This window comes from Bartonella vaga (assembly GCF_037070895.1).
Lineage (GTDB): Bacteria > Pseudomonadota > Alphaproteobacteria > Rhizobiales > Rhizobiaceae > Bartonella.
Genome location: NZ_JAYMZK010000003.1, coordinates 126928 through 140983, shown reverse-complemented (window position 1 = coordinate 140983; position 14056 = coordinate 126928). Strand labels below are relative to the sequence as shown.

The window sequence follows — 14056 nt, the reverse complement described above, 5'->3', positions numbered from 1 at the left end:
GATTCTTAATGGATTTTTTTTATTATCTCTTTGAAATGACTCAATTTTTTATTACACCGAAATAAGTTAATTAAATTGGTCAAAAAAAGGAACACTACGGCCTTGTTCAAATTGACCAATACGTTGAATTTCCCACTGCAATAAATGGTCTGAATGAGCCAAAACACGAGAACGCACTGTCTCTCCCAATACCTCAAGATCATAGCCTGTTGCTTGCCCTGTATTGATCATAAAATTACAGTGCATTTCACTCATTTGAGCCCCACCAATCCGCAAACCACGACATCCTGCTTCGTCAATAACACGCCATGCAGATATATTTTTAGGGTTTTTGAAAGTTGATCCACCTGTTTTTTCGCGAATAGGTTGTACTATTTCCCGGTGACGGGCAACTTCATCCATGGCTGCACGAATATTCTCTTTATTTCCTAGTTGTCCTTCCAACAAAGCAGCAGTAAAAATAAAACCTTCAGAAATACCACAATAACGATAGGAATAACACATATCCTCTAAACTTAAGACATGACGGCGTCCTTTACGATCAAGTGCATAAACTTCAACAACACGTGCGGCTGTTTCTACACCATTAGCTCCTGCATTCATTTTGAGTGCTCCTCCAAGACTACCAGGAATACCATGATAAAAATGAAAACCCGCAATCTCAGCTTCTAAAGCTGCTGCTGCTAAATGTTTATCTGCAGTAGCAGCACCAACCAAAAAACGCTTTGGAGAAACTTGCTGCACTTGTCCAAAACCTTTAGATGACAGACGAATAACAACACCAGGAATGCCTCCATCACGCACAAGAAGGTTAGAACCAATCCCTACAATTGTTACAGGGATAGGTTCAGGTAGATTTTTAAGGAAAAGAGCTAAATCTGCTTCATCCGCAGGCTGATAAAAAAGCTCTGCTAATCCACCAGTACGAAACCATGCAACCTTACGCATAGAAACATTAGGCGTAAGCTTACCTTTTATTCCATTTAACGCTGATTGCAATCGCACCAACAGCTTCTCACCATCAATGAGCTGAAAATTTATCATTTTTATCAAGCACCGCCAACTGGTGAGGCAACGCACAAGCCCACTGCGTGATATTGCCAGCACCAAGAAAAACAACATAATCCCCCGCCTTAGCAAATGTAGAAACAATTGAAACAACATCTTCCAGACTATGGATCAGATGCACATCACGATGACCAGCCATTTTAATATGCTCTACCAATTCTCTAGCACCAAAACCAGCAACTGGGTTTTCTCCAGCCGCATAAACTGGTGTAATCAACACAGTATCTGCATCATTAAAACAAGCAGCAAAATCTTCGAATAAATTATACAAACGTGAGTAACGATGTGGTTGTGCAATCGCAATCACGCGCCCTTTTGCACTCTCACGCGCTGCACATAAAACAGCCTTTATTTCGACAGGGTGATGCCCATAATCATCAAATATTTCAATGCCGCGCCAAATTCCTGTTTGCGTAAAGCGTCGTTTTACTCCACCAAACTCTACTAAACCCTTTTTTATAGATTCAGTTGAAATGCCAAGTTCATTAGCAATAGCAATTGCCGCAGTTGCATTAGAAACATTGTGCTGACCAGACATTGGCAAAATCAAATTTTTTAACTCAGTTTCTTTACCTGTCTTCCGCGAACGAATAAGAACATCAAAATGCGTTTTTTGACCATTCATCGAAAGATTTAAAAAACGTACATCCGCTTGTGGATTTGCGCCATAAGTGATCACCCAACGATCATTAATACGACCAGCCAACGACTGAACCTCGGGATGATCAAGACACAAAACAGCAAAACCATAAAAAGGAACATTTTCTACAAATTGCTGAAAAGCCTGACGCACAGCACCAAAACTCCCGTAATGATCCAAATGTTCAGCGTCAATATTGGTAACAACAGCAATATCAGCAGGCAATTTTAAAAATGTGCCATCACTTTCATCTGCCTCAACGACCATCCAATCACCTTCCCCCATACGAGCATTCGTGCCATAATCATTGATAATCCCGCCATTAATCACCACCGGATCAAAACTACCAGCGTCAAGAAGTGCTGCTACCATTGATGTGGTCGTTGTTTTACCATGCGTACCACCAACAGCAATTGCTCGACGAAACCGCATTAACTCCGCTAGCATTTCTGCACGCCTTACAAGAGGTAAATGCCTTTCTTTCGCAATAATATACTCAGGATTTGTTTTCTTTATAGCACTAGAAAAAACAACAACCTCTGCATCTCCTAAATTTTTAGCGTGATGGCCTATATAAATATTAATTCCTTTTTTTCGTAAACGTTCAACATTTGCACTATCAGCTTGATCTGAGCCTTGAACTTTATAACCAAGATTATGGAAAACCTCCGCAATTCCACTCATCCCAATACCACCAATTCCAATAAAATGAATAACACCTATATTAAGCGGCATTTTCATCAAGAAACTCCTCTTTTATATCTGAGAGCGATCGTCGTGCAATCAACGCTTCAACCATATCAGCAAGGCGACTTGTTGCATGTGGTTGTCCAACTTTTTTTGCACAAAACGCTTGTTTTTCCAATAGATGCGGTGTAGAACAGGCCTCTGTTAAAAGAGAAGCAAGTCTCTGCACAGTTAAATCTTTTTCTGCTATAATCTTGGCCCCTCCCGCATTAGAAAGTAAAGCTGCATTTTCTGCCTGATCATGATCTAGAGCATGGGGATATGGTATCAGCAATGCGGGTCGGCCAATTACAGCTATCTCACAAACAGATGAAGCACCCGCACGTGATAAAATAAAATGAGATTGCGCCATACGTTCAGCCATATCATCAAAAAAAGGTGCAACTTCTGCTCGCACACCTATCTTGTGATAGATTTTTATCAGCTCTCCAGCCTCACCCCGAACTTGCTGAACAAGCCGTAAACGTTTACGTATCCTGTCATCAAGCAAAGCAATTGCTTCTGGAACAATTTTTGAAAAAGAAGATGCCCCTTGACTACCACCAAAAATCAAAAAATGAAATGGCTTATCACCAACAGAGGGACAATAAGGAATTTCTGCTGCTTTAAGAACAGCTTCACGCACAGGATTACCAGTCAAAAGCATTTTATGAGCGTAAGGGTTATTTAGTGACAACAAACCTCCTGCTATTGCTTGCACAAAAGCTGCCAACGCCCGATTGGCACGCCCCATAACAGCATTTTGCTCATGAATAAATGTTACACGTCTTGTTAAGACAGCAACTAAAAGAGGAGGAAAGCTAGGATATCCTCCAAATCCGCCAACAAGAACAGGACGCAATTTATAAAAAAGCGCTAATGATTGCCCCATTCCCTTTAACAAAGTCAAAACTGTTTTTATAAGTGCCAAAGGGTGGCGTCGTGTAAATGTTGCTGATGAAAGTAGATGTGTGTGCTCTTCGTCAAAACAACGTACAAAACGTTTTGCTCTTCCATCCGTAGCTAAATGAACATCATATCCACGACGCCTTAATTCAACAGCAACTGCTTCTGCAGGGAAGAGATGCCCACCTGTACCACCAGCGACCAAAACAATAACTTTTTTATGAGTCATGGGTTGTACCTAAAGCAGAAGAAGAAAAAGCTGAAAGGCGGGCTTCTGGCCAACGACGCGTTAAACTAAGCAAAATACCCATTGAAAGTGCAATCGCTATCATAGATGAGCCACCATAAGAAATAAATGGCAATGTCATACCTTTTGGAGGCATTAAATGAAGATTAACTGCCATATTAATTCCAGATTGAAAGCCAATCATCATGGCTATGCCAGTAATACCAAGACTTATAAAGGAATCACGCGTATTCAATGCTATATATAATGAGCGCATAACAATAAAGCCAAAAAGCATCATAATTAATAAACAGAGGATAATACCATATTCTTCAGCAGCAACGGAAAACACAAAATCTGTATGGCTATCAGGAATAATACGTTTCACCGTTCCCTCTCCCGGCCCTTGCCCAAACCAACCACCATTTAAAATCGCCTCACGTCCTACATCTACTTGAAAAGTATCGCCTTCACCTGTCAAAAAACCATTAATACGTTCACGTACATGGTGTAAAAAAAGATACGCAAAGACAATTCCTACAATACCTAAAATGATAAATAAAAAAATAATGATAAGAGGCACACCAGCAATAAAAAACAGGCCACCCCATGTTGCACTTATTAAAAGTGTTTGACCAATATCAGGCTGCAAAACAAGAAGCACACAACAAAAGGCATAAAGTGCAAAAGCTAACGTATAACCGGGAATACCTCTGTCTCGTACTTGTTCTGAAAAAAGCCAGGCAGACACCACAACAAAAGCAGGTTTCATAAATTCTGAAGCTTGCACAGAGAAACCAAATATAGGAATCCACCGCCGCGCTCCCTTTAATTCTGGCCCCCAAAATAAGGTTGCAATCATAAGAACAAGCGTTACAATTAGTAGAAGGGCACATAAACTGCGAATATTACGAATCGAAAAAAAAGAAATAGTAACCATCGTAAAAAACGCTGGAATACTAAAAATGATATGCCATCGAACAAAATAAAAACTATTGGCAATTCCGATTTTTTTTGCAATGGTGGGGCTCGCAGCAAAAGACAGCATAATGCCAATCCCCATTAAAAGCAAACAAGCTGCAAAGATAGAGCGATCAATCGTCCACCACCAATTAGCAATTGGGTCTCTATCCGCACGTGTAACCATTATATCCACCTTATTCTTGTCATAACTCTACTCAAAGCCCTATGGTTCCAACTTTTTGTGGCAAACACTTCAATAACTGAATTACAAAGAAAAAGATTCTAGAGTATTAACACAAAAGCATTTTTTAAAAAAATTATGCTTCTTTTAACTGCGTAACAAAAGAAACAAAAGCTTCCCCACGCGTTTCATAATTTTTAAATTGATCATAGCTTGCACATGCGGGTGAAAAAAGGACAACAGCCTCTTTCACTTTACAACGCATTGCATCAGCAGCAGCTTCATGTACTGCATCTTCCAAAGTTAAACTCATCGAAAAAGGAAAAGAAGATCCAATCACGCCAGCAAATTCTTCCGCTGCCGTCCCAATTAAATAGGCTTTGTGAATTTTATGAAAAAATCCTCTAAGAGCCTCAATCCCACCCTCTTTTGCCTGCCCTCCAACAATCCAAAAAATATTATTAAAAGTAGAAAGTGCAGGAGCTGATGCATCTGCATTTGTAGCCTTGCTATCATTAATAAACAAAACTGATCCTATTTTACGCACCTGCTGCATACGATGAGCTAACCCTTTATAACTAACTAAATGCTTTTCTATATGCGGATCATTCATTTTCAAAGCCTGCAATGTCGCTAATGCCATAAGAGAATTTTGTGCATTATGACTACCACGTAATGAAGCAGCATGAGCGAGATTCGCAAGCATATGACGCTGTCCTTTACAAACAGAAAAGAGCTTATCCCCATCCGCATAAAAACCATTTTCAACAAAATTTTCTTTAGAAATTGCTTCAACTTGATGGCCTTCAAGAAGTAATTGTTGATACAAAATCTGACAAGCTGCATCATCAACTGAAACAAAAGCACGAGAAGCTCCAGCAACTAAACGCCTTTTGGTTTGTACATAATGAGCAAAACTGCCATGGCGATCAATATGATCAGGTGTTAAGTTCAATAAAAGCCCAATAGTTGGCTTAAGAGAAGGTGTAAGATCAATTTGAAACGATGAACATTCAATCACGTAAATACGTTTTTTAACAAATGGCTTAAGCATCAATATTGCAGTTCCAATATTCCCACCCATTTGCACATCATAGCCCATTTGTTCCAACAAATGAGCAAGCAAAGCTGTCGTTGTTGATTTCCCATTCGTGCCCGTAATAGCAATGAACGGAACGTCTTGATCGCAAAAACCACACTGTTGTAAAAAATGGTTACGTGCTCGAACAAATAATTCAATATCACCGATAATTTCTATATCTGCTTTACGCGCTTTCTCAACAACCCAATGAGGTTTAGGATGAGTCAAAGGAACTCCAGGAGATAAAATCAATGCAACAAATTCTGACCAGTCCTCATGTTGAAGATCTCTCGCTGGAATATTATGCCGTAAAGCCGCTTGTACACTTGAAGGATTATCATCCCATGCAACCACTTCTGCACCGCCGCTGATCAATCCTTGTGCAGCCGCTAATCCTGATTGCCCTAATCCAAAAAGAGCAACTTTTTGACCTTTATAACACGCAATAGAAATCAAAGCTTTACCGTAATTTAAGTGTTGAAAGACCAATCAAAGCAAGAACAATCGAAATAATCCAGAAGCGTATCACAACCTGACTTTCAGTCCATCCTTTTTTCTCAAAATGATGGTGTATCGGTGCCATAAGGAACACCCGTTTTTTTGTTAATTTGAAATAACCAACCTGAATAACAACCGAAAACCCTTCCAGAACAAAAAGCCCACCAATAACAGCCAAAACAATTTCATGCTTGGTTATTACAGCAACAATACCCAATAGCCCTCCAAGAGCCAAAGAACCAGTATCCCCCATAAAAATAGCTGCAGGTGGTGCGTTAAACCATAAAAAGCCAAGCCCCGCACCAACAACAGCTCCCAACAAAACAGCCAGTTCACCTGTTCCCGATACATAATGTATTTGCAGATAATCAGCAAAATTTATATTACCAGAAAGGTAAGAAATCAGAGCAAAAGACAAGGAAACAACCATTACAGGAACAATAGCAAGCCCATCAAGACCATCAGTCAAATTAACTGCATTACCAGTCGCTACAACAACAAAAGCAGAAAAAGGGATAAAAAACCAGCTCAAATTGATAAAGTAATCTTTCACAAAGGGCAAAGCTAATCCAGGAGAGCCAACTTGCAAGATAGCAAAAGCAGCAATTGCTGCAACAAAAAACTCAAAACTAAGCCGCGCTTTCCCAGAAAACCCTTTCTCTGTTTGTTTTGTAACCTTTAGATAATCATCATAGAAACCAATTGCCCCAAAAGAAAGCATAACAAATAACGATACCCACAAGTAAATATTCAATAAATTACACCACAAAAGCGCCGATACCACAGTGCCAGTTAAAATCATCAATCCACCCATGGTAGGCGTCCCCGCCTTTTTAAAATGTGTTTGAGGACCATCGGCTCTAATGGGCTGCCCTTTTCCTTGTCGTAATTTAAGAGAAGCAATGATGCTAGGGCCAAACAAAAATACAATTAACCCAGATGTGAGCATAGCCGCCACAGTACGAAAAGTAATGTAACGAAAAACATTGACGCCTGGAAGCCAATCACTAAGCAAAGAAAAAAACAACACCATACTACAAAACCCATTTAAATTACCGAGAAACCACTTTATAGCTATCAAGCAGTGCAGCCACAATATCTGATGAATAAAGACTACGGGATGACTTAATCATAAGCAAATCTCCGTCAGAAATTTCTGCAAAAATAAGCGGTAAAATTTTTTCAATATTTTCAGCATAATGAACCGTAACATAGACAGACAGATCAGTAGCTAAAAATTTCATAGCTTCACCAAATAAAAAAACTGGATTAGCACCAGAAAGATATACTGGCTTTACTAAATCACGATGGAGTTTTTCACTATAAGCCCCTAACTCCAGCATATCACCTAAAACAGCAATTCTCCTACCACCCCCACCTACTGGCCCTGTAGCAAGCAAATCAAGAGCAGCACGCATAGACGCGGGATTAGCATTATAGCTTTCATCAATTAAATGAAATTCTCCACCACTTGATAACGATAGGCGATAACGAACACCGCGCCCCTCTTGAAGAGGAAAATCACTTAAAGAAAGCAAAATAGACTCCAAATCAACACCGATGGCATCACAAACAGCAATAACACTTAAACTATTTTGTATAATATGTCGTCCAGGAGCAGCAATTGTAATCACTTTATCTTGCTCCCCAATATTTACAATCATAGAAGAACAATCTGTTAAAAGACGTACATCTTTCGCCTGATAATTAGCACTTTCAGTCTCACCAAAGCTTAAGATCTTTTTCACACCACACTGCTTTGCTTTTTGAACTAAATAAGAAAAAAAATCATTATCTGCATTTAAAATGGCAATGCCGTCCTCATCCAGTCCTTCAAAAATCTCAGCTTTTGCATCAGCTATTCCTTTAAGATTTTTGAAGAAGCCCATGTGCCCTTCTGAAATATCCGTAACTAAAACAACATGCGGATGAACTAACTTAACCAAGGGGCGAATTTCATCTTTATGATTCATACCAATTTCAAAGATACCATAATCACTATCCACAGGCATCCGCGCCAAAGTAAGAGAAACCCCCCAGCAATTATTTAAAGAAGCAAGATTCGCATGAACATTCCCAACAGTTGCAAGTACTTTTTTCAAAGCTTCTTTTGTCGTAGTTTTTCCAACAGAACCTGTTATCGCTATAATCCTAGCTCTTGAACGTTTGCGTGCAGCTTGCGCAAGTTGTTCTAAGGCCTGCAATACATCAGGGACAACAATCAATGGAGCGGATATTTTTTCCATTTCAGCCAAACGATTTTCTGCAACGATAAGGACGCCTGCCCCTCGTGCGTAAGCTTGAGCAGCAAAATCATGCCCATCAAGATGATGCCCTTTTATACAGAAAAAAATATCACCCTCTGTAAGAGTTCGACTATCAATGGAAATTCCAGAAAAAGTTTCTGGTATACACCCAACCACAAAACCATCAATTGCCGTAACAAGTGCTTCTTTATCCCATAAAGCTATCATCTATTTCGTTCCTGCAAAGCATCAATCACTTTCAAGCGATCTGAAAAAGGGTATATTTTTTGCCCTATAATTTGACCATTTTCATGCCCCTTTCCAGCAATAATTAATGCATCCCCCGCTTTAAGAAGTCCCACCGCATAATAAATAGCTTCGCTACGATCTGCTATTTCAATCGCTTTTGGTGCTGCTTGTAAAATATCCTTGCGGATTTTTCCTGGCTCTTCTGTACGAGGATTATCATCAGTTATGATAACAATATCCGCCTTATTTTCTGCAATTTTGCCCATCAAAGGTCTTTTTCCCTGATCGCGATCACCTCCACAACCAAAAACAAGAATTAAACGCCCTTGAGTAAAAGGACGAATAGAAAGCAACACTTGCTCTAAAGCTTCTGGCTTATGCGCATAATCTATATAAATAGGAGCATTATTTTCTGTCTTTCCAACCAACTCTAATCGACCAGGAGCTCCCTGCAAAGTTTCAAGGGAGCGAAAAGCATTGCTAGGAGAAATACCTGTTACAATCGCTAACCCCGCCGCCAAAAGCGCATTTGTCACCTGAAAATCTCCAGCTAAAGGTAAATCAAATGTATAAATATCGTTTTCTACACGGCATTCAACACACTGCTTTGATCGCTGATGTTCAATACGATTAATAGTGATAAATTTTCCTTTACGCCCAATTGTAAAAACACGGCGGCCTGCTTGGGTGATAGCCTCAACAACCTTTTGTGAATAAACATCATCTGCAAAAATCAAAGCAGGAAAATCTTGAGGCAAAAGCGTATCAAAAAGCCTTATTTTAGCACGCAAATAATCCTCTACACACGTATGATAATCCATATGATCGCGCCCTAAATTTGTAAAGGCAGCAGCAGATAAACGTACCCCATCAAGTCGGCGTTGATCAAGACCATGTGAAGAGGCTTCAAGAGCTACATGTGTAACACCTTCAGTAGAAATTTCATAAAGTAACTTCTGCAAGGCTAAAGGGTCAGGTGTTGTGAGAGAACCAGAATCATTTCGGTTAGGAGAAACCACACCTACCGTTCCTATACTCGCAGCACATAATCCAACATGAGTCCAAATTTGCCGAACAAAAGAGACAACAGATGTTTTACCGCTTGTGCCTGTCACAGCAACTACAGTTTCAGGTTGAGCACTGTAAAAACGTGCAGCTGCAATTGCTAAGCTACGACGAACATCACAAACACGTAAAACCGGAACAGACAAATTTTCAAGAACAACACTCAAATCTGTAACGATCACTCGCGCACCACGCTTTATAGCATCGTTTATGTATTGTCTACCATCACTTTGCTTACCTTGAACGGCTACGAAAACATAACCCGGCAACACTTGCCGAGAATCTGCACTGATTCCTGTTATTTCCATTGAAGAAAGACTTTCATCTTCAATACATTCCGTAAAAACTGCTCCAAACAACATGATAACGTACCTTGATATTAATTTTGTGATTGTCTAACTAATCTTGAGCTCTTCTTTGTGCTTAAAATAGGCTCATATTCTTTTTCAAAATCTGGCTTTATTCCCAAAAAACTAGCTGAACGATAAATAATATTTGCAAGCATTGGCCCTGCATTCATTGCTGCTGTTGCTGACTTTTTTCCCTCTTCAGGCTTAGGCTCATCGATAATTGTTAAAATAACATAAGAAGGATTCTCAATGGGAAAAGCAGCGAGAAAACTATTAAAGTTTTTTGTTTTAGAATATTTTCCATTTTCAACTTTTTCGGCCGTTCCTGTCTTACCACCAACGCGATAACCTTCTACTCTTGCATTACGTCCAGAACCAATATCGCTATTTAATTTATAAAGATAACGCATACTTTGACTTGTTTTTGCCTGTAAAACCTTTTTTGCATGTTGCAAAGCTTGTTCTTTTGTCCGCTTTAAAAATGTAGGTTGGATCAACCAACCGTTATTCATTAAAGCAGCGGCACCCACCGCTGTTTGCAGTGGCGTTGTTGCCATACCATGACCAAAAGAAATTGTCATAGAATGGATATCCTTCCAGTGATACGGCACAATAGGATGGGCAACTTCAGGTAATTCAGTTGTTAATCGATCAAGCAAACCAAGTCGTTTTAAAAAATTACGATGTTCGTCAACCCCTATTGCCAATGCCTCCTTAGCAGAACCAATATTAGAAGAGTAAATAAAAACCTCCCATAAAGTTAAAGGACGGTTTTTTCCATGAAAATCACGAATAGTATATCCTCTTCCTGCATGCATTGGTTGTGAAGCATCAATGACACTGTTTAAATGAAACATATTTGAATCAAGTGCCATTGCGGTCGTAAAACTTTTAATGATAGATCCCATTTCAAAAGTTCCAGCCGTCATCCGATTTAAACGATCACTTTGCAGAGCTTCAATAGGATTTCCGGGGTCAAAATCCGGTATAGATACCATGGCGAGAACTTCACCAGTATGTATATTTAAAATAACCGCTCCTGCAGCAAGTGCCTTATAACGCTTCATGCCCTCAATAAGTTCATTATGAACAATTGTCTGAACACGGACATCAATCGAAAGCTGAACTGGCTTTAATGATCCTTCAGTTGCAACACCAGCAGCACGTAGAGTACTTAATCCGGCATCATCAATATATTTTTCCATACCCGCTATGCCTTGATTATCAACATTCACCATACCGAGAATATGCGAACCCACTGATCCACTTGGGTAAAAACGACGGATTTCAGTACGAAAACCAACCCCCGGAATACCAAGAGCCATAATTTTTGCCTTTTGCCCCGGTGTTAATCCACGCTGAATCCAAGAAAAGCTAGACTTTTTTTTTAAACGTTTATAAGTTTCCTGCCAATTGAGATCGGGCAAAACTGTTGAAAGTAATTCAATAGTTTCATCTACATCAATAATGCGTCGAGGTTCAGCAAAAAGCGAATAAGTTTTAATATCTGTTGCTAATAAATGACCATTACGATCAATAATATCAGGACGCGCAGTCAATCGAAGAACTCTTGGCCCTTTTGCTTCTTCAATCTGCCCACTTTCAAGCCCATAAAAAATAAGACAAGTTCCCATGATACCATATAAAATAAGGAAACAGAATAAAGAAAAAATTAAGCGTAGACGACTAGAATACGGGCGACGAACAGAAAAGTTATGAATATTCGACTGGCTATTTAAGTGCTTTTTCTTCTGTGAAAATAAAAATAACGATTTCATCACCGCACGCCTTTTCGAACAACGTCATTTACCTGAGAAGTACGACTATTCACCAAAATATCCTGGCCTGCATCCAAGATATTTTGTTTAATCACTTCTTCAATTTGAACATGAACGCGTTTTGGAATATCTTTAAGCTCTACGATTTGGCGAGGATGTATGGTCTCTAAACCAAGCTCTTTTTGATAAAGCTTCGCAAGTTTCTGCATGCGTGAAGGCTCTATCATCACAGCCCACTCAGCATAAAGCAAATTCACTGTATTCTTTTCTGCAAAAATTTCATGTTCAAGACGGCGAATTTCACTCATACGTTTTTGGACATCATATTTTACCTTATAAGTAAAACCTGCAATACAAATCATAATCATCACCAAAATCATATCAAATGTACGAAAAACTGTCATTTTTTGGCGCCTTCAAAACGAGGAATCTCTGCTAAACTGAATAACTTCATATCTGCGTCCAGACTATCCACTTCCGTACGCACACCAATGCGCAACCTCGCAGAACGCGAACGAGGGTTTTGTTGCAACTCCTCTTTACTTGCAGTTACTCCGCCTTTAAACAAAGGAAAAAATGTTGCTGGAGCCGTCTCTATTTCAGGAAGATAACGCGATCTCATACACTTTCCTGAACGAGCAGAGAAAAATCTTTTGACCATACGATCTTCAAGAGAATGGAAACTCACGACACCCAAACGGCCTCCTGCTTTTAAAGCGCGTTCAGCAGCAAATAAGCCACGCGCAAGTTCACCAACTTCATCATTAACATAAATGCGAAGAGCCTGAAATACACGCGTCGCCGGATGAATCCGATCTCCTGCTTTACGCCCTACCAATGTCTCAATGGCATGAGCAAGGTCACCTGTACGCAAAAAAGGCTGAATACAGCGGCGTTTTTCAATCATCCGTGCAATTCGAACCGCATAGCGCTCTTCTCCTAATATTTTAAAAATCCTAATTAACTCATCTACTTTTAAACGATTCACAACATCGCTTGCGGTAAAACCAGTCTGAGCCATACGCATATCTAATGGACCATCTTTTTGAAAAGAAAATCCTCTTTCAGCTTCATCAAGCTGCATAGAAGAAACACCAATATCCAAAATAACGGCATCCACTTTCTCTTCAATGACGCAATCCAATTGTGAAAACTCCATTTGTACCAAACGGAGTCGTGGAAAAAATTCATCAACAAGCGATTGTCCAGCGCCAATAGCATGAGGATCACGATCAAGAGCAATAACCTCAGCACCTGCATTTAACAAAGCACGCGTATAACCACCAGCACCAAAGGTGCCATCAATCACTCTTGCCCCACCCAATGGCATAAGCCCAGCTAAAACCGGTTGTAACAACACTGGGATATGGCGTTCAGCTTTATGACCTTGTTCTGTCACAATATTCCATCTAGATTTACGCTTCTTAAAACCAACAGCCATCACTGGCAACTGATGTCAAAATAACCAAAACTTCAACTCTCATCTCTATCAAAATGAAAGAAAATAAAGCTGAAGTGAACCTAATACATATCCTAGCATATTATATTTAAAAAAATGTTATCCTTTTACAAATAATCTTTAGTCTAAGTGCATATTTTATAAAAATACACACTCCACAAAAAACATGTACAATATCAATTGTATAAAATAGAGCTTAATCACGAAAGATCAGTCGGCCTGTAAGCCGGGTTCTGTATGGTAAAGCTTATACTCTACATGGCAACCATTCATCTGGGACGGATGTTACCACCCGCCTCGTGCAACCTACCCAAATGACTCACCCGGAAAGCGGCTGCAAGCTAAACCTTGCGCGTCATTTCTATTCGGTCTTGCTCCCGGTGGGGTTTACCTTGCCACACTCATTACTGAATGCGCGGTGGGCTCTTACCCCACCCTTTCACCCTTACCTACAAAAATAGGCGGTTTACTTTCTGTGGCACTTTCCCTAGGGTCGCCCCCGCCGGGCGTTACCCGGCACCGTTTCTCCATGGAGCCCGGACTTTCCTCACTTGCCGCCTTTAGGCATTGGACAAGCGCGGCTGCCCAGCCGACTGACAGAGCACTTATAAAACATTTTT

General features: G+C 40.0%; 11 protein-coding genes and 1 other RNA gene. All 12 read right to left on the bottom strand.

Annotated features, from left to right (window positions below; all coding sequences use genetic code 11):
- Positions 1–66: 66 nt before the first annotated feature.
- Positions 67–1044, bottom strand: a complete 978-nt coding sequence (gene murB, locus WCP76_RS03385; protein ID WP_336294284.1) for a UDP-N-acetylmuramate dehydrogenase — start codon at positions 1042–1044, stop codon at positions 67–69.
- A complete protein-coding gene (murC, locus tag WCP76_RS03380; RefSeq protein ID WP_336294283.1) occupies positions 1022–2449 on the bottom strand; it encodes a UDP-N-acetylmuramate--L-alanine ligase in 1428 nt (475 codons plus the stop codon). Before murC ends, murB begins: the two co-directional genes overlap by 23 nt.
- The gene (locus tag WCP76_RS03375; protein ID WP_336294282.1) at positions 2433–3569 is read right to left on the bottom strand and encodes a UDP-N-acetylglucosamine--N-acetylmuramyl-(pentapeptide) pyrophosphoryl-undecaprenol N-acetylglucosamine transferase; all 1137 of its coding nucleotides are present in this window, start codon (positions 3567–3569) and stop codon (positions 2433–2435) included. Before WCP76_RS03375 ends, murC begins: the two co-directional genes overlap by 17 nt.
- Positions 3559–4713 carry an FtsW/RodA/SpoVE family cell cycle protein gene (locus tag WCP76_RS03370; protein ID WP_336294281.1) on the bottom strand — a complete coding sequence of 385 codons (1155 nt, stop codon included), beginning with the start codon at positions 4711–4713 and terminating at the stop codon, positions 3559–3561. The genes WCP76_RS03375 and WCP76_RS03370 overlap by 11 nt, the downstream gene beginning before the upstream one ends.
- A 133-nt stretch (positions 4714–4846) precedes the next feature.
- Positions 4847–6247: a UDP-N-acetylmuramoyl-L-alanine--D-glutamate ligase gene (murD, locus tag WCP76_RS03365; protein ID WP_336294280.1), complete on the bottom strand. Its 1401-nt coding sequence runs from the start codon at positions 6245–6247 to the stop codon at positions 4847–4849.
- 4 nt (positions 6248–6251) lie between these two features.
- Entirely contained in the window at positions 6252–7322 is a 1071-nt protein-coding gene (gene mraY, locus WCP76_RS03360; RefSeq protein WP_336294279.1) for a phospho-N-acetylmuramoyl-pentapeptide-transferase, read from the bottom strand.
- 19 nt (positions 7323–7341) lie between these two features.
- Complete coding sequence (locus WCP76_RS03355; protein WP_336294278.1) at positions 7342–8763, bottom strand: UDP-N-acetylmuramoyl-tripeptide--D-alanyl-D-alanine ligase; 1422 nt, start codon at positions 8761–8763, stop codon at positions 7342–7344.
- Positions 8760–10211: a UDP-N-acetylmuramoyl-L-alanyl-D-glutamate--2,6-diaminopimelate ligase gene (locus tag WCP76_RS03350; RefSeq protein WP_336294277.1), complete on the bottom strand. Its 1452-nt coding sequence runs from the start codon at positions 10209–10211 to the stop codon at positions 8760–8762. Before WCP76_RS03350 ends, WCP76_RS03355 begins: the two co-directional genes overlap by 4 nt.
- 17 nt (positions 10212–10228) lie before the next feature.
- Entirely contained in the window at positions 10229–11977 is a 1749-nt protein-coding gene (locus WCP76_RS03345; protein WP_336294276.1) for a peptidoglycan D,D-transpeptidase FtsI family protein, read from the bottom strand.
- Positions 11977–12381, bottom strand: a complete 405-nt coding sequence (gene ftsL, locus WCP76_RS03340) for a cell division protein FtsL (protein WP_336294275.1) — start codon at positions 12379–12381, stop codon at positions 11977–11979. The genes WCP76_RS03345 and ftsL overlap by 1 nt, the downstream gene beginning before the upstream one ends.
- The gene (rsmH, locus tag WCP76_RS03335) at positions 12378–13418 is read right to left on the bottom strand and encodes a 16S rRNA (cytosine(1402)-N(4))-methyltransferase RsmH (RefSeq protein WP_442894704.1); all 1041 of its coding nucleotides are present in this window, start codon (positions 13416–13418) and stop codon (positions 12378–12380) included. Before rsmH ends, ftsL begins: the two co-directional genes overlap by 4 nt.
- Positions 13419–13642: 224 nt before the next feature.
- Positions 13643–14033, bottom strand: an RNA gene (gene rnpB / locus WCP76_RS03330) — RNase P RNA component class A.
- Positions 14034–14056 lie beyond the last annotated feature (23 nt).

What these genes read in the sequence shown, in the direction of transcription:
- murB (WP_336294284.1), bottom strand. Translation starts at nt 1,044, where the DNA reads ATGATAAATTTTCAGCTCATTGATGGTGAGAAGCTGTTGGTGCGATTG.
- murC (WP_336294283.1), bottom strand. Translation starts at nt 2,449, where the DNA reads ATGAAAATGCCGCTTAATATAGGTGTTATTCATTTTATTGGAATTGGT.
- WCP76_RS03375 (WP_336294282.1), bottom strand. Translation starts at nt 3,569, where the DNA reads ATGACTCATAAAAAAGTTATTGTTTTGGTCGCTGGTGGTACAGGTGGG.
- WCP76_RS03370 (WP_336294281.1), bottom strand. Translation starts at nt 4,713, where the DNA reads ATGGTTACACGTGCGGATAGAGACCCAATTGCTAATTGGTGGTGGACG.
- mraY (WP_336294279.1), bottom strand. Translation starts at nt 7,322, where the DNA reads ATGGTGTTGTTTTTTTCTTTGCTTAGTGATTGGCTTCCAGGCGTCAAT.
- WCP76_RS03355 (WP_336294278.1), bottom strand. Translation starts at nt 8,763, where the DNA reads ATGATAGCTTTATGGGATAAAGAAGCACTTGTTACGGCAATTGATGGT.
- WCP76_RS03350 (WP_336294277.1), bottom strand. Translation starts at nt 10,211, where the DNA reads ATGTTGTTTGGAGCAGTTTTTACGGAATGTATTGAAGATGAAAGTCTT.
- WCP76_RS03345 (WP_336294276.1), bottom strand. Translation starts at nt 11,977, where the DNA reads ATGAAATCGTTATTTTTATTTTCACAGAAGAAAAAGCACTTAAATAGC.
- ftsL (WP_336294275.1), bottom strand. Translation starts at nt 12,381, where the DNA reads ATGACAGTTTTTCGTACATTTGATATGATTTTGGTGATGATTATGATT.
- rsmH (WP_442894704.1), bottom strand. Translation starts at nt 13,418, where the DNA reads ATGGCTGTTGGTTTTAAGAAGCGTAAATCTAGATGGAATATTGTGACA.